The sequence below is a fragment of the Paraburkholderia sp. Clong3 genome, from assembly GCF_050436485.1.
Classification (GTDB): domain Bacteria; phylum Pseudomonadota; class Gammaproteobacteria; order Burkholderiales; family Burkholderiaceae; genus Paraburkholderia; species Paraburkholderia tuberum.
In genome coordinates this window covers 246,584-269,876 of sequence record NZ_JBNDMH010000004.1, presented here as the reverse complement: position 1 = coordinate 269,876, position 23,293 = coordinate 246,584, and the positions used below count along the sequence as shown (strand labels likewise).

Annotated in this window: 20 protein-coding genes, 5 pseudogenes and 1 other annotated feature; of the genes and pseudogenes, 12 read left to right on the top strand and 13 right to left on the bottom strand. The window is 58.2% G+C overall.

Features of this window, described 5'->3' with window-relative positions; all coding sequences use genetic code 11:
* Positions 1-7: 7 nt before the first annotated feature.
* Positions 8-1,584: pseudogene (locus OKW30_RS39315) on the bottom strand (IS3 family transposase).
* A gap of 38 nt (positions 1,585-1,622) precedes the next feature.
* Positions 1,623-1,730: pseudogene (locus OKW30_RS39310) on the bottom strand (IS6 family transposase); the annotation flags it as partial.
* A 390-nt stretch (positions 1,731-2,120) separates the two neighbouring features.
* On the opposite strand from OKW30_RS39310, the gene OKW30_RS39305 reads away from it, so the two are divergent.
* Complete coding sequence (locus tag OKW30_RS39305; RefSeq protein ID WP_429349407.1) at positions 2,121-2,756, top strand: response regulator; 636 nt, start codon at positions 2,121-2,123, stop codon at positions 2,754-2,756.
* Between the two features lie 56 nt (positions 2,757-2,812).
* Positions 2,813-3,124, top strand: a pseudogene (locus tag OKW30_RS39300) (hypothetical protein); the annotation flags it as partial.
* A 316-nt stretch (positions 3,125-3,440) separates the two neighbouring features.
* Here OKW30_RS39300 and OKW30_RS39295 read toward each other — a convergent pair.
* Positions 3,441-3,620, bottom strand: a pseudogene (locus OKW30_RS39295) (HTH-type transcriptional regulator ArgP); the annotation flags it as partial.
* Positions 3,621-3,874: 254 nt separating this feature from the next.
* Here OKW30_RS39295 and OKW30_RS39290 point away from each other — a divergent pair.
* Complete coding sequence (locus tag OKW30_RS39290) at positions 3,875-4,192, top strand: site-specific integrase (protein ID WP_429349406.1); 318 nt, start codon at positions 3,875-3,877, stop codon at positions 4,190-4,192.
* Positions 4,131-4,424, top strand: coding sequence for a hypothetical protein (locus OKW30_RS39285; protein WP_429349637.1), 294 nt, complete (start codon positions 4,131-4,133; stop codon positions 4,422-4,424). Before OKW30_RS39290 ends, OKW30_RS39285 begins: the two co-directional genes overlap by 62 nt.
* Before the next feature lie 987 nt (positions 4,425-5,411).
* Here the strand turns inward: OKW30_RS39285 and OKW30_RS39280 are convergent.
* The gene (locus tag OKW30_RS39280) at positions 5,412-5,630 is read right to left on the bottom strand and encodes a hypothetical protein (protein ID WP_429349405.1); all 219 of its coding nucleotides are present in this window, start codon (positions 5,628-5,630) and stop codon (positions 5,412-5,414) included.
* Between the two features lie 486 nt (positions 5,631-6,116).
* Between OKW30_RS39280 and OKW30_RS39275 the strand changes: the two genes are divergently transcribed.
* The 4 genes from OKW30_RS39275 to OKW30_RS39260 all read left to right on the top strand — a co-directional run bounded on the left by OKW30_RS39275 (position 6,117) and on the right by OKW30_RS39260 (position 12,193).
* Entirely contained in the window at positions 6,117-7,100 is a 984-nt protein-coding gene (locus OKW30_RS39275; RefSeq protein WP_429349404.1) for a GlxA family transcriptional regulator, read from the top strand.
* A gap of 1,065 nt (positions 7,101-8,165) precedes the next feature.
* Positions 8,166-8,804 carry a helix-turn-helix domain-containing protein gene (locus OKW30_RS39270; protein WP_429349403.1) on the top strand — a complete coding sequence of 213 codons (639 nt, stop codon included), beginning with the start codon at positions 8,166-8,168 and terminating at the stop codon, positions 8,802-8,804.
* A gap of 157 nt (positions 8,805-8,961) precedes the next feature.
* Entirely contained in the window at positions 8,962-10,779 is a 1,818-nt protein-coding gene (glmS, locus tag OKW30_RS39265) for a glutamine--fructose-6-phosphate transaminase (isomerizing) (protein ID WP_429349402.1), read from the top strand.
* Between the two features lie 289 nt (positions 10,780-11,068).
* Positions 11,069-12,193, top strand: coding sequence for a glycosyltransferase family 4 protein (locus OKW30_RS39260; protein WP_429349401.1), 1,125 nt, complete (start codon positions 11,069-11,071; stop codon positions 12,191-12,193).
* A gap of 467 nt (positions 12,194-12,660) precedes the next feature.
* Here OKW30_RS39260 and OKW30_RS39255 read toward each other — a convergent pair whose 3' ends face one another.
* The 3 genes from OKW30_RS39255 to OKW30_RS39245 form a co-directional block, all read right to left on the bottom strand.
* The gene (locus tag OKW30_RS39255; RefSeq protein ID WP_429349400.1) at positions 12,661-13,716 is read right to left on the bottom strand and encodes a WzyE family oligosaccharide polymerase; all 1,056 of its coding nucleotides are present in this window, start codon (positions 13,714-13,716) and stop codon (positions 12,661-12,663) included.
* A gap of 91 nt (positions 13,717-13,807) precedes the next feature.
* Entirely contained in the window at positions 13,808-15,142 is a 1,335-nt protein-coding gene (locus tag OKW30_RS39250; RefSeq protein WP_429349622.1) for an IS4 family transposase, read from the bottom strand.
* Positions 15,079-15,552, bottom strand: coding sequence for a WecB/TagA/CpsF family glycosyltransferase (locus OKW30_RS39245; RefSeq protein WP_429349399.1), 474 nt, complete (start codon positions 15,550-15,552; stop codon positions 15,079-15,081). The genes OKW30_RS39250 and OKW30_RS39245 overlap by 64 nt, the downstream gene beginning before the upstream one ends.
* 96 nt (positions 15,553-15,648) lie before the next feature.
* On the opposite strand from OKW30_RS39245, the gene OKW30_RS39240 reads away from it, so the two are divergent.
* Positions 15,649-17,028 carry an IS4 family transposase gene (locus OKW30_RS39240; RefSeq protein WP_429345740.1) on the top strand — a complete coding sequence of 460 codons (1,380 nt, stop codon included), beginning with the start codon at positions 15,649-15,651 and terminating at the stop codon, positions 17,026-17,028.
* Positions 17,029-17,098: 70 nt separating this feature from the next.
* Positions 17,099-18,333 (top strand): IS3 family transposase gene (locus tag OKW30_RS39235; protein WP_184072271.1). Its coding sequence is split into 2 segments (ribosomal slippage): positions 17,099-17,390 and positions 17,390-18,333, totalling 1,236 coding nucleotides; the frame shifts between segments, so codons are not numbered across the junction.
* Positions 17,380-17,496 (top strand) — a sequence feature (AL1L pseudoknot). Its footprint overlaps the gene before it by 117 nt.
* A gap of 350 nt (positions 18,334-18,683) precedes the next feature.
* Here OKW30_RS39235 and OKW30_RS39230 read toward each other — a convergent pair.
* The 6 genes and pseudogenes from OKW30_RS39230 to istA form a co-directional block, all read right to left on the bottom strand.
* On the bottom strand, positions 18,684-19,391 hold the full coding sequence (locus OKW30_RS39230; protein ID WP_429349398.1) for a Wzz/FepE/Etk N-terminal domain-containing protein: 708 nt from the start codon (positions 19,389-19,391) through the stop codon (positions 18,684-18,686).
* A gap of 71 nt (positions 19,392-19,462) precedes the next feature.
* Entirely contained in the window at positions 19,463-19,900 is a 438-nt protein-coding gene (locus tag OKW30_RS39225) for a low molecular weight protein-tyrosine-phosphatase (RefSeq protein WP_090812929.1), read from the bottom strand.
* Between the two features lie 129 nt (positions 19,901-20,029).
* Positions 20,030-20,275 (bottom strand): annotated as a pseudogene (locus OKW30_RS39220) (polysaccharide biosynthesis/export family protein); the annotation flags it as partial.
* 164 nt (positions 20,276-20,439) lie between these two features.
* The gene (locus OKW30_RS39215; protein ID WP_429345678.1) at positions 20,440-20,661 is read right to left on the bottom strand and encodes a hypothetical protein; all 222 of its coding nucleotides are present in this window, start codon (positions 20,659-20,661) and stop codon (positions 20,440-20,442) included.
* Positions 20,658-21,422, bottom strand: coding sequence for an IS21-like element helper ATPase IstB (gene istB / locus OKW30_RS39210; RefSeq protein WP_429345679.1), 765 nt, complete (start codon positions 21,420-21,422; stop codon positions 20,658-20,660). Before istB ends, OKW30_RS39215 begins: the two co-directional genes overlap by 4 nt.
* Complete coding sequence (gene istA, locus OKW30_RS39205) at positions 21,409-22,911, bottom strand: IS21 family transposase (protein ID WP_429345680.1); 1,503 nt, start codon at positions 22,909-22,911, stop codon at positions 21,409-21,411. Before istA ends, istB begins: the two co-directional genes overlap by 14 nt.
* Positions 22,912-22,977: 66 nt before the next feature.
* Between istA and OKW30_RS39200 the strand changes: the two genes are divergently transcribed.
* Both OKW30_RS39200 and OKW30_RS39195 read left to right on the top strand, forming a co-directional pair.
* On the top strand, positions 22,978-23,121 hold the full coding sequence (locus tag OKW30_RS39200) for a hypothetical protein (protein ID WP_176133875.1): 144 nt from the start codon (positions 22,978-22,980) through the stop codon (positions 23,119-23,121).
* The gene (locus tag OKW30_RS39195) at positions 23,121-23,246 is read left to right on the top strand and encodes a hypothetical protein (RefSeq protein ID WP_256211476.1); all 126 of its coding nucleotides are present in this window, start codon (positions 23,121-23,123) and stop codon (positions 23,244-23,246) included. Before OKW30_RS39200 ends, OKW30_RS39195 begins: the two co-directional genes overlap by 1 nt.
* Positions 23,247-23,293 lie beyond the last annotated feature (47 nt).

Sequence of the window (23,293 nt, the reverse complement as noted above, 5' to 3'; positions counted from 1 at the left end):
ATAAATTTCAGGCGGCCTTTCGCTCCAGATTGCGGCGTTGTTGATGGATGCCCTGGTCATCGATGCGATCAGGGTTCAGATGCACAGCATCGACGCGCTGCCAGTTGCGCGTGCGGCCCTTCCATCGAAGCGGATTGCGCTGCCGAGCACTCGCGTAAAGCGCCGTGCGTCGTTCCAGAATATCCTGATCGAGGTTGGCATGACGCTGCGCGGGCGTCACAAACCGGATTGCGCTGTGACGATGCTCATCGTTGTACCAGCGCACCAGTGCGCCGACCCAGGTACGTGCGGCCAGCAGGGTATCGAACGCTTTGAGCGGGTAAGCGGGCCGGTACTTCAGGGTCTTGAACAGCGACTCGGAATAAGGGTTGTCGTTGCTCACGCCCGGGCGACTCAACGACGGCATGACGCCCAGCGCCTGGAGGGTGGCGAGCATCGTCGCGCCTTTCATCGGGCCGCCGTTATCCGAATGCAGAATCACCTGGTTGGGCCGTATCGCTTCGCGCGCGCAGAGGTCCCTGAGGACTTCGCTGGCCAGTACGCTGCTTTCCTCGGCATAGACCTGCCAGCCGACGATCTTGCGACTGAAGACATCCAGAAACAGGTAGAGATAAAAATACTGTCCACGGATCGTCGTCGGCAAATACGTGATGTCCCAGGAATACAGCTGGTTCGGCGCGTCGGCGCAAACTGAACGGGGTTTGCTGCGAGCGTGGGCCGGCCGTTCGCTGCGCCGGTGGGCGAGTTGCTTCTCGGCCTTCAGTACCCGGTAGAACGTCGATTCGGAGGCAATATAGCGTTGCTGGTCTGCCAGTCGCGGCACGATCTGGCTTGGCGGCAGATGACCGAATTCGGCCGAGTTCGCGACTGCCAGAAGCTCGGCGCGTTCCTCGGCAGAGAGCTTGTGGCGCGGCTCGTGGTGCCGTAACGAGCGCCCGTCCATCGCGTCAGGCTCGCCCCGCTGCCAGCGCTGAACTGTGCGCGCGCTGAGCCCCAGAATCTCGCACGCGTGCGCCTGCCGAGCCCCGGCCAGGGTCGCCTCGTTGATGAGGCCGATCAATGCCTTGCGCTCTTCAGGGGCCGTCATTCGGCCTCGTCCCCGAGGAGCGCGCGGTACTTTTTTTGCAGCACCAGTAGCGCCGCAGCTTCGGCCAGCGCCTGCTCCTTGCGCTTCAGTTCGCGCCGCAGTTGAACATTGGCCTGCTTCAGATCCCGTACTTCCTGGGCGCTCTCACGTCGGCTACCGGCTGCGCCAACGGCGCAAAAATCCGCTCGCCACTGCGCGAGATGATGCAAAAACAGGCCGCGCTCCCGACACCAGCCGTTCAATGCTTCGTCCGCCAGGCCGTGGCTCTCCTGCAAGGCAATCAGGCGTTCTTCCAGCGACCAGTCTTCCGGACGCCTTGTGTGCCCAGAACTCGAGCTCCGGTTCGCGGCGGCGGTGCCTCTCATCCAATTCCTTAATGTCAGTACGTTCACGTTCAATTCGTCAGCCACGGCGCCAACCGTTCGGCTCCCGCGCTGCAGAACCTTCGACAGCGCCTGCTCCTTGAACTCAACAGAATACGTTTGTTTCGTCTTCAACTTGTACCTCTGACTCTTCTTGATAAGAAAGTTCAGAGGCGACAACTACTATGACGCCGGGGGTACCAGCGAACACACAGAATGATCACATCGCGGTCAAAGTGACGGCCTGCGAACAATTCCTCCAGGCTCTTCAGCTTGCTCATCGTCGGTTCCCAATTCGTTCACCCGACACCTTAACCGATTCGCCCCCGCGCTATTTGCACCGGAGCCCGCTGATTTGCGTATCGTTGATCTCGGTTAATCAGGACGCAAAACCTGAATTTGAAGTATCGCGCATAACCATGTAGATGGCAGCATGATAGTTGCCATCTACACTTTTGTTTCTTGAGAGAGCGATCCCTTTACCTGCCACCGCTTTGTCCCGGAATCGTCAACGTGACAGCACCAACACTTACATGAAATTTAACCACCCCGGAGCCATCATGTCATTGTCCAATCTCTCACCTCCGCATCCGCGACCTCTTCGCGCTGGGGCGGGCAGGTCATGCGGCAGGCTGGCAAGACTTCATGCCGTGTCCCGCGTGAGCACCATCGTGATCGCCGACGAGCACGGAGTGATTCGTGACGTACTGCGTCGACTGTTTGCCGACGCACCGTATATCGACGTGGTGGCCGACGCCGGCGACGGCCACGCGACGATTGCCGCATGCAGAGCACACCGCCCCGACATCGTCGTGATGGAACTGCAGCTGCCCTCGCTCGACGGCATCGATACGATCCGCGCGATCCGCCGCCGCTGGCGCGACACGCGCATCCTCGTGCTGTCCGCCACGACCACGGAGATCCGCGTCGCCGAGGCGCTCAATGCCGGCGCACACGGCTACGTACTGAAGCGCAGCAGCTCCGGCACACTCCTCGACGCGATCCTTGCGCTGCGCGCCAGCCAGCAATATATCGATGCAGCGCTGAACCTCGATCAGATCGAGTCGATGCGCCGGCAAACCATCAAGGTCGGCTCGCACGTCACCAGCGCCTTGCTCACCACGCGCGAGCGCCAGGTGCTCAAGCTGATCGCCGAAGGCGGCCGCAACCGCGATATCGCCGAACGCCTCACCATCAGCCCGAAAACCGTCGAAACACACCGCCTGAACATGATGCAGAAGCTTGATGCCCATAACATCGCCGAACTCGTGCGGTGGGCTCACCGCCTCGGCATCGCCCCGCTTTGAAACCATCGCCGTTGCCATCGACCATTGAGGTCCGAGAGCGTTCGATTTGGTTTTGTCGCCCTGCCCTCTCGGCCGTCTTTACGGAGCTTTGCACAAGGGTTTCCGATGATCTTCGGCGCAAGGGGTACCTCGGTCGAACAATCGGAATAAAACTGCGCTACGCCGACTTTGACTGGCGGTCGTCACCGCACTGGGCATCAGCGATGTTGCTGTCTGGCGCCATCGTTTCCCTCCTCGTTTCGGCAATGAACTGGACCGATATCGGCAATCTGTCCGGTTGGCTCCCGCTTCCGGCAGGGCTGCTCGCCTCCGCCTGTGTGCCGGTCGCATGGCAGTTCGCGCCGTTACTCGGGCGCGTGCGGTCATAGATCGCCTGGCCACCCGAACCGGCCCCGATCGTGCTCCTTCGGGTTAGCCATGTAGCGACCAACCGGCACCATCAAACGGTCGACAAGCCTGCTACGCCGAGGCCCACAACGCAGTTGGTGATCCGATTGTCGCAGCGACGCGATCACTGCCCGGATCAGGCGACCGCAGGCGGCGCTACGACCATCATGTTCGCGTCCACTGCCTCCATGAAAAAATGCCGGCGACGAGCGGCGTGATAACCGCGATCTGAAGGGTCGACGCAAAGCATCGCGTCGGCGAGTCGCAATGCTCCGTCAACTCGCGCGCTCTTCCCCCCGGGACCGGCTGAACCAGGCTTCGCCGCGCCGCTTCCATGACCAGTTCACTGATCGTCGCGAGCGGCTCGGGCTCCTGCTCCCAGTGATGCCAGTAAAGATCGATCATCAGGTCGTGCCCAGGGGCGAGCGCAACCAGTCTGCCGCCACTGATCAGCGATTCGGCCTGCATGGCGGGGATCCGATCATGTTCGGTACATTGTTTCATTACCCTCGTGTACTGACCCGTCATCGCAATGGTCCATCGGCCGATGATCGAGAACGCTATCTGGCCCACTGCGCACAGGATGGTGCAGCCCATTCAACGCTGTTGGGCCTTGCACCTGAGCTCCTGGCTATTTCCCAGCGTATCACGCTCGACAACGGGCGATTGATTCCGTCTGCGGAGGTCGAGATGGCAGCCGATCGCTGGGTTCGTTACCACCGACGGCATCAGTGAATCCTGACGGGAAAGTTCTCGCGGAAACGATCTATTCAGACCGCTACACCTGGCTTCGCTTCCTGGGACGACTGCAGGAGCAGCAACCTGATACGCCGCCATTCGGCGATCTTGTTCAACGGTTCGACCGCTACTTGCGCGAGGAGCGCGGCCAGTCGCCGCATACGATCCACAATCGATGCTGGCACGTTCAAGCGTTTCTGTGCTGGCTCAGCGAGCAAGGGAGCAGCAACCCGTCGACTGTACACGGCCGTGCTACTCGCGCGCTTCCTCACGGATGCCGGACATGGGCTGCTCGATTCGCGCGTAATTGAAGACTCAGATAAGCAGCTTACGACCATCTTTGAGCATGGCAACGAAGCCGGCGACTGGAACTATCCGCCCGAGACCATCGTACTTCTTACGCAGGTTCTCAATGAACACGACAGGCAATTGCGAGATACACCCTTCCATTTACTGCTCGACGCAAGCGATCGTCTCGACAGGATCATTGAGCAGCCGGACTCGCCGGCCCTTGAAGTCACGAATTGCGTCGGAAAAAACTAACTCCTCGAGCGATGAGCGGCACTTGCATGTCGGAAGTCGGACAAAGTGGCAGCAAGCCGCCACCACACTATGAAGTATCAGAGGCCGCTATGTTGTGACGCCTATGACGACGAGCTCACAACGATCTGAACGCACGTTTCTATTCACGCCTGCTTACGCTGATCGGCGACTGCACATACGCGGATGGACGCGTGACCAATCTGGCCGGTACGAACGGCGCGAACTTCAAGCCGCGTTGGCATAAGTTCACGCTCGGCGTCGACTATGCGCGATCCAAGCGGACGGACCTGTATCTGTAGGGGGTCTTTCAAGTCGCGGCAGGCGATGCGTCGGCCCGCGTGGGCAGCAGTTATCAGAACATCGCGGCAATTGCCAAGTCGGCACGGCATCTTCCAGCAACAGGCAAGCGGCCTCGTTCTCGGGCGTCCGAGTGAAGTTCTAACTCTCGTGCCCCAACACGCCGCTTGCGAGGATCGGCGAGGTCTTCGCGGCTCGTGCTTCGCCTGTGTTTTTCGCACTGTGTGACAGGGGCCCGCGTCACAGCCCGACCAACAAGATTGAACGGATTCCTCACCGCAAAAAAAGACCCGCCGGATCGCGGGACACCGGCGGGTACCACGAGCTCGACGGGATTTTTCCGAGGGCCTTCCCGCGAGTGACCGAGGGGATTCTACCCCCTCCGTCATTACGAACGAGGGCTGCGGCGGATTCTTCTCCGATGTTGTCGGCAAGTGCTCATGAGCTAGGTGCAATAGCCGTGCAACACGTTGCTTTAAGGGGCGACTCTGAATTGAACGAGCGAGTCGAGCACTGCAGCTGCGCGAATTGGCTGACTCTCGAACGAGTCGTTATCCACTTGAGGGCGGGCAGTCTGTGGACCAATTGAGCGACGGTTACTCAGCCTCCTGCGTTGCGCCCGCGGCCTAAGTTGTTGTCGAGCACCTACACTTCCCGTGCCTTGTACAGCGTGGCGAAGTCGATCGAGCTTCAGCTTGATCGGTTTGCCTTCGGTTGAATCTCCTCTTCGAAAATTGCCAAGACCTCGGCGACCGTGTAGCCCGGCAGTTGCTTGGTAAGCATGTCCCAAAAGATCACATCGTGCATAGCACTGGCGTCTTCTTCCGTCTTCCAAGCTCTCGCGCCCACAATTGAGTCCGCGGTTTCGCAGGCAGCTTCGACGATGGTTCGGATGTCTTCTTTACGCATAAATCTTTATCGGTCGCGCGTCTTTGTTTCTTTAGCCCGGTACACACCCGTTCGTCTACCGGACTCCGACGTTGCTCATGAAGGAAAAATGACACAAGGGGTGAGAGCGGATTGTACAGGTGTAGCAAAGCGTTGCCGGCAGTCGGCGGATGCCGCGAGCATTCTGTCTGAGAATACCAAAGGAACCGGTTCCGCAAGTGCGTAAATCCGACTGGAATTTGGCAAAATGTTCCGGTCAGTTGCATTCCCCGTCCGCACCTCCCTCTTGGCTTGGAAAAAAATCCCGATGAAAACGAGACGCAGTGTCATTACCGATCAAGTTTTCATTTAGAATACGCGGGTCCCACGTCGGTGAACGCACCGCGCGTCTCTATCCGACCGACCCTAGCCATATTTCGGCAAGCGGCGGCCCTCGCAGGTCCGCACAACTCAACCGTCGCAACCATAGAGTTCAACACATCGACTCTTTCGGAAGCAAAGAACGTAATGGAATCTGATAATCACCTGCCGCTGCAGTGGAGCAAATCTTCCATTCGGGCGCTAACGCGTGCCGACATCCTGGTGGCCGATGGCTTTGCGCTGCCCGAAGTTGCAGTAGTTATTGAAATATTCAATAAAGCGAACGCTCTAATCGCCACCCTTTCAGATCACCACCCCCTCTATGAAGTCGCGCTCCTCTCCGCGTCAGGCGGTCGCATCGTCAGCTCTTCGTCAGTTGTAGTGTGGACAGAACGCTTCGACTGCCACCGTGGCAAGGACGACAAGCGATTGTTCTTTATCGCTGGCGGAGTCGGGGTACGCGATGCATCCAAGGATGAGCGCATGATCGACTGGCTATGTCACCAGTATTCATCGAGTGAAATGGTTCAGCCAATCGCAGAAGGACGGTGTCTGTTGGATGCGGCCGCTCTTTCAAGTAAGTGCCTGTCCGATTCCAACGGCGACGGGTCGCTTCATGAAATATACGGGTCGCTCACACCGACGTCGGGCGCTGCCCTCGTCGCATTACGCATCGTCGAACAGGATCTCGGCGCAAGTACCGTGAAACTGATTTCAGGCTCGCTGTCCACGCATCAGGCTCCGTCCTTCAGCGAGTTGTTCGAAACGAGTGTTGACCGGCCGCCGAGTGACAACATCAAGGTCGCCGTTCGTTGGATGAACGCGAACCTGACGTGCCCGATCTCGATCGACGCCGTAGCAGAAGCCGCTGCAATGAGCGAGCGCAACTTTCTGCGGCGGTTCAAGAAAGAAATAGGCATGACACCGTCCGACTATCTGCTACACGCACGGCTGAGTCTCTGCTGCAGAATGCTGGGCGAGTCGCGATTGCCCGTCGACAAGATTGCACGTCACTGCGGTTTCAGTGATGGCGGACAGTTGTCGAAGTTGTTCCGGAAATATCTTTCGACCACGCCGACAGCGTACCGAGACGCGCGGAAGGCAGTTCCACTGCGCGTGTCTTCGTCCTGATTCGGGTTGGCAACGGATAGCAGCTCCCGCTTTTGGCCAAAACCGTGTCGCATTCCGCAGTCCTTGCGCGTGCCCTTCCTCTTCGCGCTAGAATTCGCGCTTGGAAATGCGAAGGACAAGTAGGCGGGCCAGCCTAGTCCTTTGACTTTGCGGCCGCCGCTCCTCGAGCAGCGGCTTTTTTTTCGTGGAACCTTGCCTGACCGGGCGCGTGGCAAGACCGCTCGCCTACTTCCATCGCTTTCGAGACAAACTGCCTGTGTGAGAGGCCCTGCTTGATCGCCATCACTGCCGCTTGTTTGTCCTATCGACAACGCGCGCGGTGCGATGCAGCTTGCATATGGCGACCGATCTTCTCTCGAATTATCGCACGGGCCACAAGAGGCTCAAGCCCCAGCTTAAGCAAGATAGTGTGCTTCACACGCTGCCACGCGTTCAGCGACGAGCTACACATTCCGAGCGCATCAGACGTCGAGCAGCCGAGCGATGGCAATAGGCTGAAATACCGGTTTGTTTGACCTCAGCGGTCAAAATGTTGGCGCATTCGGCCATTCGACAACGGCTCTTGCCGAATTACGTGCGATAAACCCCATAATCATGAGGAAAGTCCTTTACTGCGACGCCGAATACATATTCTCGGGGAAAGTACGATGGAGTTTGCTTGCACAAAGCCGCGACCGGACGTGCTTAAGTCCCACGCACCACCGGAAATGCAAAATATCAAACGCATCGGCTTGGTGTTGTTCGATGGATTTGCACTCCCAGACACGGCCGCGGGTAATAGAAATATTTCACAAAGCTAACGCGCTTGTACTGCAGCATCATGGCGCACACTCTCGATACGAAGTCTCACTGTTGTCCACATCGGGCGGACGGGTTGCGAGTTCCTCCGCTGTGTATGTATGGACGGAGCGCGTCGGCTCGCTTCAATACGAAAGCGACTTGCACAGGCTGTTCATCGCAGGTGGCATAAGCGCTCATCGGGCATTGCACGACGAACTTCTCATCCCTTGGTTGCGTCGGGTATGTCATGCAAGCGCTACGGTTCACCCTATTGCTGAGGGCCGCTTGTTGTACGACGCCGCCGAAGCGAAAAAATGTCTTGACCCGCAGATGGACCGCATCGGCGCAGGAAGACCTGAGATCGCGCCGCGACTATTCGATGAAAGCATGAGACCGGTGCGCGCGGCGTTAGATATCGTCGAAGAGGATCTGGGCGCCGAATTAGCACAACACATAGCCCAATCAATGGCGCCACAAGGCAACACGCCTCCCGGCGCATTCTTTCGAACGAACGCTGCCTCGGATGTCAGCGACAAGATCAACGCTTCTGCCCGATGGCTTGACGAGAACGTCGGTCGGTCTGTCTCAATGGAACTTGCTGCGAAGGTCGCGGCGATGAGCGAGCGAAACTTCCTGCGGCGCTTTAAAAATGAAATGGGCATGACGCCGTCCGACTATCTGCTCTACGCTCGGCTGAATTTGTGTTGCAGGATGCTTGTCGAAACACGCCTACCCGTCGATAAGATCGCACGCCACTGCGGTATCGGCAGCGGAGGACATCTGGCCAAGCTGTTCCGAAAGCATCTATCGACGACGCCGACCGAATACCGGAAGCGCAGTGAAGTGTCTCGCACCGTACCAGGCAACTTCATCAAAGCGACGCATTCCAACCCAGACGCTAGCGGGATGGCGAACGCATATTAACGTCGCCAACGCTCGCTCAACCCCGATGCGTTGTTCGTTGAATCCCGAAAGGCCAGTTGCGACCTGCCGGTGAACAGCAGCGACTGAATTGCTGGATGTTGGTTCAGCCTCCCGCCATCTAGACGCTCACCCTCTCGTATCTAAAGGACCAAACTACATGTGCGGCATTGTCGGCGCAGTAGCGCGTCGTAATATCGTTCCCGTCCTGGTTGAAGGACTGCGGCGGCTCGAATATCGGGGATATGACTCCTGCGGCCTGGCTGTCGTGACGAGCGACGGTCCACGGCGCGTGCGCAGCGTCGTGCGCGTGGCGGAGCTTGACAATCAAGCGAGCGAAGTGCGGTTCGAAGGCGTGACGGGAATCGCGCATACACGCTGGGCGACGCATGGGGCGGCGACCATAAACAACGCACATCCGATCTTCTCGAGCGGCTCGCTGGCAATTGTGCACAACGGCATCATCGAGAACTATGAGGCACTGCGCGAAACGCTGCGCGAGCAGCACTACGAGTTCGTCTCGCAGACCGACACCGAGGTCATCGCGCATCTGATTCACAGCCTATACAAGGGGGACCTGTTCGCGGCTGTGCGTGAAGCTGTGCGTCAACTCACGGGCGCCTATGCGATAGGCGTAGTGCATCAAGACCACCCACACACCTTAGTGGGCGCGCGCGCCGGCTCACCGCTGGTTGTGGGTTATGGCAATGACGAGAATTTCATTGCTTCGGATGCGCTCGCCATCGCGGGTAGCGCGGAGCACATCAGTTATCTCGAAGAGGGCGACATCTGCGAGATCGCGCTCAAGGGCGTGCGCCTCGTCGACTTTCGAGGTGACAAGGTCGTCCGGAATCCGCGCCGCGTGCAGGCATATGGTGGCGCGGTCGAACTTGGGCCGTATCGCCACTACATGCAGAAGGAGATCTTTGAGCAGCCGCGCGCGATCTCCCACACAATTCCGGCCACAGATACGTTTCGTCCGAGGTTGTTTGGCGAGATGGCCAGCGACGTGTTCCGCGGCATCGACAGCGTGTTGATTCTCGCCTGTGGCACCAGCTACTACGCCGGCCTTACCGCCAAGTATTGGCTCGAATCGGTCGCGAAGATCCGGACGGAAGTCGAAATCGCGAGCGAGTACCGCTATCGCGAGTCGGTGCCGAACCCACGCGCGCTTGTGGTGACGGTCTCACAGTCGGGGGAAACTGCCGACACGCTTGCTGCGCTCAAGCACGCGCAGTCCCAGGGGATGACACATACGCTCGCCGTGTGCAACGTTGCGACAAGCGCTATGGTGCGCCTCACCGAGCTCAAGTTCCTCACCCATGCAGGAATGGAAATCGGCGTCGCGTCGACGAAGGCGTTCACGACGCAGCTCGTCGCGCTGTTCGTTTTGGCAGTGACGCTCGGAAAGGTTCGCGGCCATGTCAACGACGCGCAGGAAGCAGAGTATATCCATCAGCTGCGCCACCTTCCCGCGGCGCTCAACGCCGTTCTGGCGCTTGAGCCTCAGATCATCGCGTGGTCCGACGATTTCGTGCGCAAGGAGGACGCGCTGTTCCTCGGCCGAGGGTTACATTATCCGATCGCGCTAGAGGGCGCGCTGAAGCTGAAGGAAATCTCGTACATCCACGCTGAGGCGTACTCGGCTGGTGAGCTCAAGCACGGGCCACTCGCACTCGTGACGGAGGCAATGCCTGTGGTGACCGTCGCACCGAACGACGCGCTTCTCGACAAGCTCAAGTCGAACATGCAGGAAGTGCGCGCTCGTGGCGGTCACATCTACGTCTTTGCGGACTCCGACACGCACATTAAGAGCGACGATGGCATCCACGTTATCCGTATGCCAGAGCACTACGGACTGCTCTCGCCGATCCTGCACGTCGTGCCGCTACAACTGCTCGCATATCACACGGCATGCGGTCGAGGCACGGATGTAGACAAGCCACGAAACCTTGCGAAATCGGTGACCGTAGAGTAGCGCCCGCTCCATATGAGTAGTGGCATTTGTTTCTTCCTACATCCCGCTGGATGTATGCGTACGTTATTTATCGTCCATCGTCGGGGCAGGCGAAAGCATCTGTCGGAATCCCGCCTCTGCGCGACCGCATTGCGCAGTTGCGCAATTCTCGCCTCTTGCCTGCGCGTGGGCCAGCTTTCCGCCTGATGGACCACTTCCGCCATCGGGCTCGTTGTGAGCATCTTACCGATGTACTCCTGTGGTACCGAGCGCGGAATCACGGATCATTCCACAAATTGTGGTGACACTAATGAATAGTATTCAACGCTTGACTAAAGGGATGAAACGATCCAGACATCGAAATATTCGCGTTTTGCATGTTGGGCCCGGATATGGACAGAAAGGCGGGATCGCTACAGTGCTCAATGACCTACGGTCCAAGGCCGACAACCTTCAATCGCTGGGGATTAAAACAGCAATCTTTCCGACAAGAAGCTTCAAGTCTGCGACGAACATTCTGAAATTCGTCTCCACCGATATTCTTCGCTTCATACATGCTGCATGGCACGCAGATATCGTGCATCTACACGTTGCGTCCCGCGGCTCGCTTGTCCGAAAAGGTGTCATATTTGCAACCGCAAAGGTAATGCGTCGGCGGTGCATCTTTCACGTCCATTCGGGAGACTTCTTTGAGTACTATGAGGGCGCTGGAGCAGTCTATCGCGCCGCGGCAAAATGCATGGTTCGCCATTCAGATGCACGTGTCGTCGTGTCAAGTGGTCATCGCGACGATATGCTGAAGACATTCGGCACGACATCGCTACCAACGGTAATCGGAAATTGTGCCGTTGAGGCCGAACGTGCTTGTCTTTCGTGTGCACAACCGATAGACGACGGCCGATACGTGCTTTTCGCTGCTCGGCTAGCGGAGAGCAAAGGTTTAGAGGAGTTGTTTCGCGCGGTCAGAGAACTTCGGCTGCGCGGCCTCTGCGTGCCATTGAAGGTAGCGGGTTCAGGAGATACGGCTCGTTGGCGCGGCCTAGCTGAAACGCTTGGAATCGAAGACCAGGTGGAGTTCATTGGCTGGATTGTGGGTGAATCAAAAATCGCCGCTTTTGCGCGCGCGTCGATTTTCTGTATGCCAAGCTACTTTGAATCGTTTGGGATTTCGACGCTCGAGGCAATGTGGGCGGGGCGCCCAGTAATCGGCACGGCTGTTGGCGGATTTCCCGATCTCGTGCAAGAAGGCGAGACCGGATACTTGGTTCCGCCGCGTAACATACCGCTGCTTGCAGAAAGAATCGGCGAGCTTTGGTCAAACGCCGCGCGCGCCAATGGCATGGGCAAGGCAGGAAAGCGCGCCGCCCAGAAAAAGTTCGGATCCGCCGTCATCATCGACAAGTACGCGACGCTCTATACGACCGTCTGCCACTGACCTTGAGAGAGCGCACGTCGGGGAAATTCACTCGCCGCTTTCCGGCGCGCATGTCTTCGCCTCACTGAAGTTGCCTCGGTGTAGAGCAGGGACGGGCGCGGACGCGACCCTTCGAGTCGACGTCGTACCATGTCCTCGGTTGCAATTGTCGGATGCGAATCCTACTCAGCAACGACGGCGGTTATCCGGTCCGAACTTAAAGATAACGGACGAAAAGCGCACGGCAATGCCTTCTTGCCGCCAGCCAACCGTCAGCTGCGACGGTGCGCGCTAACAGTTGCCCGCACGCTCAGCATTTCCACGCCATGCATTAAACCATTTAAGGCTCCCAATCCGCGCTCCATGTTAGCTGCCATGACGGCCGCCGCCTCGCGAATGCATAACCTTACATCGGGGCAGCCCACAAAATGTCAACGACGGACGATCCTTCTGTTACACCCTTCCGCGCGGTTCCCTGCCTCGAAGCTTCAAACGTCTTGCACGGACAGCGCTCCTTCCCGTTCAAGACGGCCAGCATGACCGTGTTTTTTGGGGAGCAGCGCATAAACCAGCCCTGCCAAAAAACAGATACATAAAGTGCCCAGTGAATGGACAATGATCTTGAAGAGCCCAAGCTCTATCGATTCGCGAAAGCTAAAGAACGAAAAAAAGACCGTTGGCCATAGCGACACAAAAAATAGAATATTGCAATTGAATATTAAGTAGTCCAGTATGAAAAAAATCCCTATCACAATATTTACACCGATAATCACATAAAGCCACCCGCCCATCAGGTAAAGCGATCCGATCCCCGTTGGCGCGATAACCAAGCCTTTACCGTAATCGTAAACATGTTCGGTGAAGTAGTATGCAATCGTATCGAGATAAATCGGCTTTCCGGGCCACATAAAGCGGGGAATTATTGAGTAAAATTGTTCAAAGAAAAATTCAAACCCGACGAATTTCAAATGATCTCGATAAAATATCGTTTCAAGCGACTCGACCGGGAAAACCGTATCCCTAGTGTATGTGGCGACCAGCAACCAAACGCCGGATGTAATGCGATCCCCGTATCGCACAAATGCGAGCCCCGTTATGCCAACAACGCATAAAAACACGAAAAATAGCAAGCGTTTACCGTCTATTATTCTGAGCATATACGAAAGTAGCAATACAGGTGCGACAGCCGCTACAAGGTAATTACGCTCTCCCCCTAGGGTCAAAAACAAGATCATGCCGTAAGCAACGGAAATCATTAGCGAAGTCAAAACAGTGCTGCGATGCGGGCTGCAGGCCAACCGTACCACGGCTACCGAAACGACGACGTAAGAAAAGATCGAAAAGATGCCGGTTCCCGCATTGGCTTCGAATCGTGAGCCGTAGTTTCCAACCGAAAGGGTAATGCCCTTTGATGTGCCAAGCACAACCATGGCAAAAATCCCTACCGCCAGCCCGACGAAAATATAGGCGCGACCTTTTGCGGAAGATCCAAATCGTGCCAGCTTGGCGAGCGACCTGCTAGAGGGCCTGAATGGAAAGGCCATCTTCGCAAAAGAAACGAGGCATACGGCCGAACAAAACGTACCTCCGACAAGTGAAAACTCCCATGCTTGAACGCACCTCATTACACATAAGTCAGTCATGTCCGATCTGTCGCGCGAACCTAATGCCGGCGGCGAAATCCATGACACGCTGCAGGCCCTGCCAGATAGTCTTGACGCCGGGTTCGCCGTCACCCTTTCGGGCCAGGAAGCCGCCGAGCATCGCGACCAGCCGAACCACTTCGTTCAGACACGGTGGCGTGTCGGGCGGCGTCTTTCGGTTCAGGATGAACGCTGCGCGCCATTCATCGGGCTCGAACAACAATTGCGCGTCGAGTTCGGGGCAAGTTCGACCTAAGCGCATGAGCCGCGCAATGCGCCAGGCCACGACCATGAACAACGCCAGTGCCCGCTGGATACGATCGATTGACGCTAGCTGCAGCGCTTCAACCCGACATCCGTTCTTCAACACATGAAAGAACATTTCCACTTCCCAGCGCGCGCGATACCAGTCGATCAGTTGTGCCGCTGCCTGCAGATCACCCGTCTCGCGGTTGGTCAGCAGGCGCCATTCGAGCGGTTTGACATCTGCCGGCGCCCCGACTTCCCGAGCCACGATGCAAGTGACAGGGATCATGCTATCTGCCGTGCCCGGCACGTCAACACGCCTTGCCCAGACCTGCTGCTGGACTTGCCGGGCTTTCTGGCCCTGGCGGGCAGCCAGCGTAAAGCGAATCTCGCCCAGCGGCTCACCACTGAGGACCTCGTCCCACAACTTGCCGCCTTCAGGCAACACCCGATTGTGCTGGGAGCGCAGCAGCCAGTCCGCCGGACATCCGATCTCATGTGCCTTTACCATCAAGTCGAGAATGTCGGATTCCCGGTCCGCTACGTACACCAGACGCGTGCCCGGCATCGTCTCGGCCAGTTCGGCAACCCGCTCGTAGCCTTCGATCCAGCGCGTGCTCTCCTTCATGCCGCCGCGCACACCTTTGGCGTCCCTCGCTTCGCGCGCCCACATCCAGGCATCCAGTACGCCCAACGGTTCGCGTTGTGGCGTCACCGCATAGGTCGCGTGGGCGTACATCCCGCGCTGGGCCTCGTACGACAACGGTCCTAGCCCGGCAATGTCCTGCCCGTTAAAGTTCAACTCCGTCGTATCCTGGATGCAAAGCACCACCTCGCACGCGCGCATTCGCTCAGCCGAACACCGCCAATGCGGCTCCATGATGTCGGACCATTCCAGCTTGTCCTGCGCAAAAAAACGGTAAGCCCCCGCCGTCTCGGCCCAGCCGCCACACGCCTCGGGGATGCTTGCCGATGGGCTGCCCGACAGTTGTTCGGCCAACAGGACCGCACGCCGGTTCAGGCGCTTGTCGCCCAGATCGATACCGGCGCGCGTCGTACCTTCCCGGCGACGACATCGAATGTCCCGCCGACACCCATTACAAATGAGACACCCAGTTCGCTACCCCACCTGTGTATAAAATTTTCCTTTTTTGGTGACGTAATCGCGACGAATAGCAATTGTGCCTTCGAAGTTTTGATTTTCTCGACTACGGCTCGTTCATCGTCCCAAAAATAACCGTTATGGTATCCGACGATATCTACCGCTGGGTAACGTTCCGTGCAGATTTCAGCGACACGAGACACCACCGCGTCGGATGCGCCGAGCAGGAAAACGCGAAATCTCTGTTGCGCCGATTCCTCGATCAGTCTGCTGAAAAGATCGACACCGGCCACTCTTTCTGGCACATAGTGTCCGAGTATCCGAGCCGCCCAGACGACGGCCATGCCATCGATGTGAACCGCCCCGGATTTTGTCTCAGGATTACCCATAAGTCGCTCGTGACTATGCGATTGAAGGGCGATGGCTTGTAAACGGTGACGACCGATGTTAACTTTGATCCGGTTCGTGATCTGTGATGCCGGGCATTGTCGGACACCTCTGACCTTGATGATTGGGCAAATGAAGAGTTTGGCGCCGCCGAGCTCGGCGACGCTCGCCTGACCAGACGGCTCGTGACGTTGGCACGCAAGCTTTCGTTGGGCCCACATTGCTCTTTTCCGCAGTCGTTCAATGGTTCGGAGCTGAAGGCGGCATATCGTTTTTTCGACAACCCGCACGTGGATGTCGATGGCGTGCTGGGTGGGCACATCGGTCAAACGCTGTGTCGTATGCAACAGGTGCCAGTCGTCCTTGCTGTTCAGGACACCACCGAGTTCAATTTGTCTCATCTGCGGGCAACCGAAGGTCTGGGATATGGCTCCGATCCACACGTGCGTGGTTTCCTGATACACAGTCTGCTTGCGCTCACGCCAGAGGGGCTGCCACTCGGGGTGATCGGGATGAAGACCTGGAAACGTAGGCACGAGGAGTTGGGCAAGAAACATCTGCGCGGGCAACGAACCGTACAACAAAAAGAGAGCGCGAAATGGCTCGAAGGCATCGAGCAACTGGGCGTACTCAAGGCGCACTGTCCGTGCACGCATGTCATCGGCGTGAGCGACCGTGAAGGCGATGTCTATGATGTGTTCCTGGCGCAGCGGCCTGCCGGCGTCGACTGGTTGGTGCGCGCGTCGTGGAACCGACGCGTTGCTCACCCCGATCGATATTTGTGGGAAACCGTGCTGGCCTCGCCAGTGCTTGGAGAGGCCCAACTGCAGGTGCCTGCACGCGAAAACCGCCCGGCACGCACCGCACGGCTGGTTGTGCGCTGCATGCCCGTACGCCTTCGTCCGCCGCAAAATCGTCGTCGCGAGAAGCTTCCCGAAATTGAAGTGTTTGCAATTCATGCACAGGAAACGAACTTGGACGAAGGAGCAGAGCCATTGGAATGGCTTCTACTGACTTCGGTGCCTACGCAAACGCACGCTCAGGCCCTTGAGCGTCTGGCATGGTATGCGCGCCGATGGACGATTGAATCGTGGCATCGTGTGCTTAAAAGTGGCTGTCGCATTGAAGCCCGCCAATTTGGCAATCTCGATCGATTCGTCCGCGCCACCGCATTGTTCGCCGTAGTAAGCTGGAGGATCCTGTACTCCATGTTGCTCGCAAGGCTTGATGGCAACCTGCCATGCGAAGTATTGCTGCAGCCAATCGAGTGGCGAGCCCTCTACTGTCGTACGCATGGCAGTACTGAAATACCTGATAAACCGCCATCACTGGCGCAGGTCATCTTGTGGATCGCCAGACTCGGCGGGTATCTCGCTCGAAAGCATGATCGTCCGCCTGGTCCTACCGTCATCTGGCGTGGATTTCTTGTCCTGCACGAAATCACGATGATGTACCGAATATTCAGGCAAAACGAATAGCACCATCACATTACTTGTGGGTAATCCTGAGGGATTTTGTGGAGGCTCCAACTCTTGAGAGAATGGAGCCATGAACAAGAAGGTAACCAAGTTTTCCCCGGAAGTCCGGGAGCGCGCAGTGCGGCTGGTGCGCGAGCAGCGTAGCGAACATCCGTCGATGTGGGCGGCGGTCGAATCGATTGCGCCCATGATCGGCTGCACACCGCAGACACTGCACGAGTGGATCAAGCGCGACCAGGTCGACCACGGTGAGCGCGATGGCGTGACCACAGACGAGCGCGAGCGCCTCAAGGCCTTGGAGCGCGAAGTCAAGGAGTTGCGTCGTGCCAACGAGATTCTCAAGGTCGCGAGCGCGTTTTTCGCCCAGGCGGAGCTCGACCGCCGTTTCAAGTCCTGAAGGCCTTCATCGATCAGCATCGCGACACCTTCGGGGTCGAGCCGATCTGCAAGGTCTTGCGGATTGCCCCGTCGGGTTACCGACGCCATGCCGCGCAGCTTCGTGATCCGTCGCGGCGCTCTGTTCGCGCAATCCGCGATGAACGTCTGCGGCCGGAGATCAAGCGTGTGTGGCAGGCCAACATGCAGGTCTACGGCGCGGATAAAGTCTGGAAACAGATGAACCGGGAGCGTATCGCGGTGGCGCGCTGCACGGTCGAACGGTTGATGAAGCAACTGGGTTTGCGAGGCGTGATGCGAGGCAAGCGTGTTCGCACGACTGTTCCTGATGCCATAGCCCCGCGCCCGCTGGATCGGGTCAATCGCCAGTTCAAGGCGGCACGGCCGAACCAGCTCTGGGTTTCGGATTTCACCTACGTTTCGACGTGGCAGGGCTGGCTGTATGTGGCTTTCGTGATCGATGTGTTCGCTCGCCGTATCGTCGGCTGGCGAGTCAGCAGCTCGATGACCACGGACTTCGTTCTGGATGCACTTGAACAGGCGCTTTACGCGCGGCGCCCGGGCGACGACGGAACCTTGATACACCATTCGGACAGAGGGTCCCAATACGTCAGCATTCGCTACAGCGAACGGCTGGCCGAAGCGGGCATCGAACCGTCGGTCGGCAGCCGGGGCGACAGCTATGACAACGCCTTGGCTGAAACGATCAACGGTTTGTACAAGGCTGAACTGATTCATCGCCGCACCTGGAAAACGCGGGAATCCGTTGAACTAGCAACGCTGGAGTGGGTGGCCTGGTTCAATCATCATCGATTGATGGAACCCCTCGGCTATATCCCGCCCGCCGAAGCTGAGGCAAACTACTATCGGCAACTTGAAACAGCTGCCGCAGAACCCGCATCAACTTAAACCAACCAGCCTCCACGATTCCCGGGGCGGTTCAATGTTAATCAAATCACAAGCCTTAATCGACCGGGCAAGTTCCGAGTCTTTCCGTGCATTAACTATCTTTGCCGCATTCACAACCACGTGTTGAGTAAAAACGCCGCGTCGTACCCGCTCGGTAATTAGCGCAACGGTTTCATTCATTGTTGTGACATCCATCGGGCATCCCAATAGATTGATTCGAACCATTTCATCCTCCGAGAGAACGCTACCGTTGCCACATCCAAACAGGTCCGTAAAAAATCACGACGGGATCGAACTTAGCTTGCCTCCAACCGCCGGGAATGTAGAGTCCAAGCTTTAGATATGCTGCGTTATCCTTCGGGTATGGTCTCAAGTCGCGCGTGGCGAGTTAGCGAAAACGCTGCACCCGGCTTTGCGTAAATATTCTTCACTTCGAGTGTGATTGGCCCCTTGGCCGTCTGGATCACCAAGCTGCGCCCTACTTGGTCTTCCACAGCATGGTCAAGATCCGAACCGTCGATGCGATACCGCCCCTCACCCAGGTTCAGTAGCGTGAATTTGTCGTCCTCAAATGTTCGAGGCACGTCGAACTTTGGAACCTCGATCGACTCCGTACCCCAGGCATAGCCACCCCATCCCAAGAGTCCGGGGGTTGAGAGACCCGAGTTGTGTCTCGCAATAAAGCGTCCAAGTAACGGAAAATACTTAGGTTTCGCATCTACAAAGAGTGCAAGGTTATCGACGGTCCCACCGACGATCATCATCGAACCGAGAATTTGAATCTCGGCATCTGACGAAGCTTTAACGTTAAATAGTGACGAAATGTCACCCAGCAGGTTTTTTGCGGAGGCGTCTGGGTTGTCCTCGACTTCGATCAGAATCGAAGATTGAAAGACAGGTTTCGCAACCACCATGTACGCGCAGGCGACAACGAACACGACGAGCGCCGATACGGCAATGCGTCGCCAGTCGTTAACCAGCGTGTCTATGAGGGACGAGAAGTCAATATCCTCACCTTCATCTTGATTCAGCGCTCCGCGCCCAGTATTTGTGTTCATGAATTGAGAATTCGCATTTCAAATTGCCTGACCGAAAGCATCATGTGCAAAACGCCCTTGTTGGGGATCTTCTACGCCAACCGCATCACGCTCTGGGCCCACCTTTGGACACTTGCATCGATCAACTCGTAGCACGCTTCGAATCGTTCTCTGCCTTGTCGAAATGGGTCGAAAATGTCATAACCGCCATGATCCCCCAACCGAAACACCTTGCCGCGAGTGAAGGGATAATGCCTCTCGAGTTGATCCTTGTGACCGCGCTCCATCACCAGAATAAGGTTGGCCTGCTTGCACAATAACTCGGTCAGTTGCTGTGAGCGATGTGTTGACACATCCAGCCCGCGCGCAGCGAGCAATGCCGCGGCCTCCGGTTCGGCAGGCCGACCGACCAGGGCACCAAGACCCGCAGACACAATATTCGTCCTTGGCAAACGCTCGTTGAGCAACGCAGCAGCCATCGGACTGCGGCATATGTTCCCGACACAGACAATGAGAATGCTTTGAATCATCGATTGGACCAGTCTTCCCAAGCGCTTTAATCAGTGTATTCTTCGAGTTCTAGCTGCCGATATAATGGGTCACGAGCTTTTGGGCGACGGCGAAACGTAGCGCCAAAAGCCTCCTACGTTTCCCCTTGACTATTTCGTCAGAATTGCTGCGGTTAGCCCGGCGGTAATTCCCGGCAACAGAAGGCTCAGGACACGACTGAACCTGACAAGGCCGCTGCCATCTACGTACACAACATCTTTCGGCTCTAACGCAAACTGGTTTGCGAGCACCATTGACACTGGTGATCTCGCATCAAGGTGATATATCTTCGGAGAGTTACCGCTCATCCCGCGTATGACAAACATTTGCGCTGCATCTGCCGTATTGCTATGTAATGGTCTAATTCCCTCGGACAGGTCGATAGGAGGACAATCCGGAATCGACGAGGAACAGATGTTGACGGCGGCGTAAATCCGCACATAAATGGCGGCACAAGGTTCACCAGGACCGTCAACAATGAAGCGCCGTTGACGGCCTCGGTCGGGGTGGCCGGTCCCAATCAGAATGGATCGCCGATGTCGTTGAGATTGGGATCCTCGGGAGGGGAATGCTGTTCGTGCAGCAGGTCATGCAGGGCGAGGTCATAGTGCATGCAGATCCGGGCACGCAGATCCCCGATGAGTTCGACGACGGCGAGCGCCTGTTCCGGCGACCAGTTGTCCGGTATCAGGAAGTCGAGCCCACGGGTGATGCCCGAAGGCAGGTGTGCCAGGCGCTTCATGATTTCTTCTCCGCACGCGCGCTACTGCGTCTGCTGGCGCGTTGCTCGGCCCTCTCGCGCGCTTCCTTGACCCGGTAGGACTCGCCCTCGATGGCAATGACTTCGGCGCGATGGACCAGCCGGTCAACGAGCGAGACGACACAGGCGGCGTTCGGGAACACCTCGTGCCATTCGGAGAACGGTCTGTTGGTTGTGACCACGGTACTTGCCGATCCGTACCTGCGGCTGACCAGTTCGAACAGCAGATCGGCGTGGCGGTTTGAGTACGAGAGGTAACCGACCTCATCAATCACCAGGACGTCAGGGGATGCATAGCGGCGCAGGCGTCGACGCAGCGCCGAATCGCTGTCCAGTGCGGCCAGTTCGCCGAGCATCTGACCGGCGGTAGTGAACAGCGCGGTGTGACCGTGCACGAGCGCCTGATAGGCGAGATTGAGCGCGAGGGTTGACTTGCCGACACCATTCGGGCCGATCAACACGACGTTGGCGGTATCCCTGACGAACCCGAGCGACATCAACTCTTCAACGGCAAGCCGGTCGCAGCGCGTGGGCCAGCTCCAGTCGAAGTCGCACAGCGGCTTGAAGTTGCCCAGGCGGGCATCGCGGATACGTCGCTCCAGTGATCGGCGGGCGCGCTCATCCTCTTCCCACTGCAACAGCGGCGCGACCCACTGTTCGGCGGCCACATCGGTCCAATGCGCGAGCAGTCCGTACAGACGCAGGGCGTTCGCGCGCCCATGAAGGTTCTCAGGCGTGTTCATCGGCGCCTCCCGCAAGCTGGTCGTAGATGTCGAGCCGGTGTGGTGTCACCAGCGTGTCCTTGTTGCGCACGTGTTCGGGCAGGATGAGGGTGACTGGCGGCGGGGCCTGCCGTGCCTCGCGCCGGCGCTCAAGCGCCAGACGTACCGGATTGGGATGAGGCGCCGCGTCGCTGGCAAGGGTTTCCTCGATCGCGGCCTGCAGTTCGGCCGGGCCATAGCGGTCGAGCAGTCGCAGCAGGTGCGTGGTGATATTGCCCAGATTGCCGCCACGCTCAGCGGCGTGCAGCATCAGGGTCCGGCTGGCCGGCGCAGCCCGGGCCAGATGATCAAGACCGCGATGGTGACGGGCCTCGTGCTTCCTTGCGACGAGCGCATCGATGTGTGCGGCAATCTCGATCTGCGCGCCGCGATCGTAACTGCGTTCATGGGTGGCGAGCAGATCGGCGCCGTCGAGAATGCGTACGCGCCGGGGATCAGCTCGTACCGTGAGCGTGCGTCGCACATGGGTATACGGGATCGTATAGTCGTTCAGGTCGAAGCGCACGTAGGGCGTCTTGCCGACCTTCACGGCGAGAAGCAGCTCACACGGGTACGGATTCTCCGGCAACGTGAGCAGGCTGGGCTGTTCGCGCCCGAAGGCCTCGCGCACGGTGATCATGGGTTCTTCGCGGCAGGGCCGCTCAGCAGCGGGTCCCGCGCACCAGATTGCCGCCTGGGCGTTGAGATCGTCGAGGTCCGTGAATCTGCGAGCGGCAAAGAAGCTCTCGCGTACAAAGCGGATTGCCCGTTCAACGCGCCCCTTCTCGTTGCCCCGTGCGACAGCCACCGGACGAGGCTCATAACGATGATGCGCGGCGAACGCGAGCAATGTCGGGTGGAAGCGGATCGCATCGCCCTGACGCTCAAGCACGGCGCTACGCAGGTTATCGTAAAGCAGAACCCTGGGGACCCCGGACCATGCTTCGAAGGCGCCGGCATGTCCTGCCAGGAAACTGTCCATACGGGCATCGAGGAAGAAGCGCAGATAGATCTGCCGTGACCACGACAGCACCATCACGAAGGCCATCAGCGGTCGTCGTGCCCGACCGATCTGCAGGTGACCGAAGCTGGCCCAATCGACCTGCGCCTGTTCCCCGGGCAGCGTGCGCAGGCGCAGGTAAGCCTCAGGTACCGGGCGTGGCCGGTGCAGCGAGATCAGGTGCCGGAAGTGGTGGTGACTGCCCCGGTAGCCGCGCTCATACACCATCGCATACAGGCGACTGGCCGTGAGCGAGGGAAACTTCTTTAGCGTCTCGTGGATGAACGGCAGGTAAGCATCGATCTGTGAGGCTCGCTGCACGGCGCCAATCCTGGGCAGGCCGGCCTGGGCCAGCACGCGCTGGACGGTGCCGCGGTGCACGCGCAACTGGCGCGCGATGGTGCCGCAACGCCACTTCTCCACGTGGTAATAGCGCAGGATCTGCGCCTCGAGTTCAGCTCCAATGGTCATGGGTCGTTTCCTGTTCTGTCAGTAGTAGTACGAACATCACGGAAGACCCGACGGCGCAGTGGCCCGATGCGTACAAGGCCCGAACAGATGCGGCGACAGAAGCAGCAAGGCGTCGATCCGGGCGCGGCGACAGTGGATGTCGATGCGGTGGCCGTCGTCGTCGAAGTCAGTGGCAGTAGAGCATTGGCGACGGGTGTCGGGGAACGCTGATGCGTCACTTTATTGAGGCGCTGACGATAGCGACGCATCCGTTCGGCATGTGCAAAGCGGCCACGACGACTGAGTTGATAGCGTTGGCCAGCCTCGCGCAGGCGGGCGCGGCGCGAGGCCTGTGAGCAGTCGCCACCGCAGTAAATCTGGCCGCGATCGCAACGGCGGCACA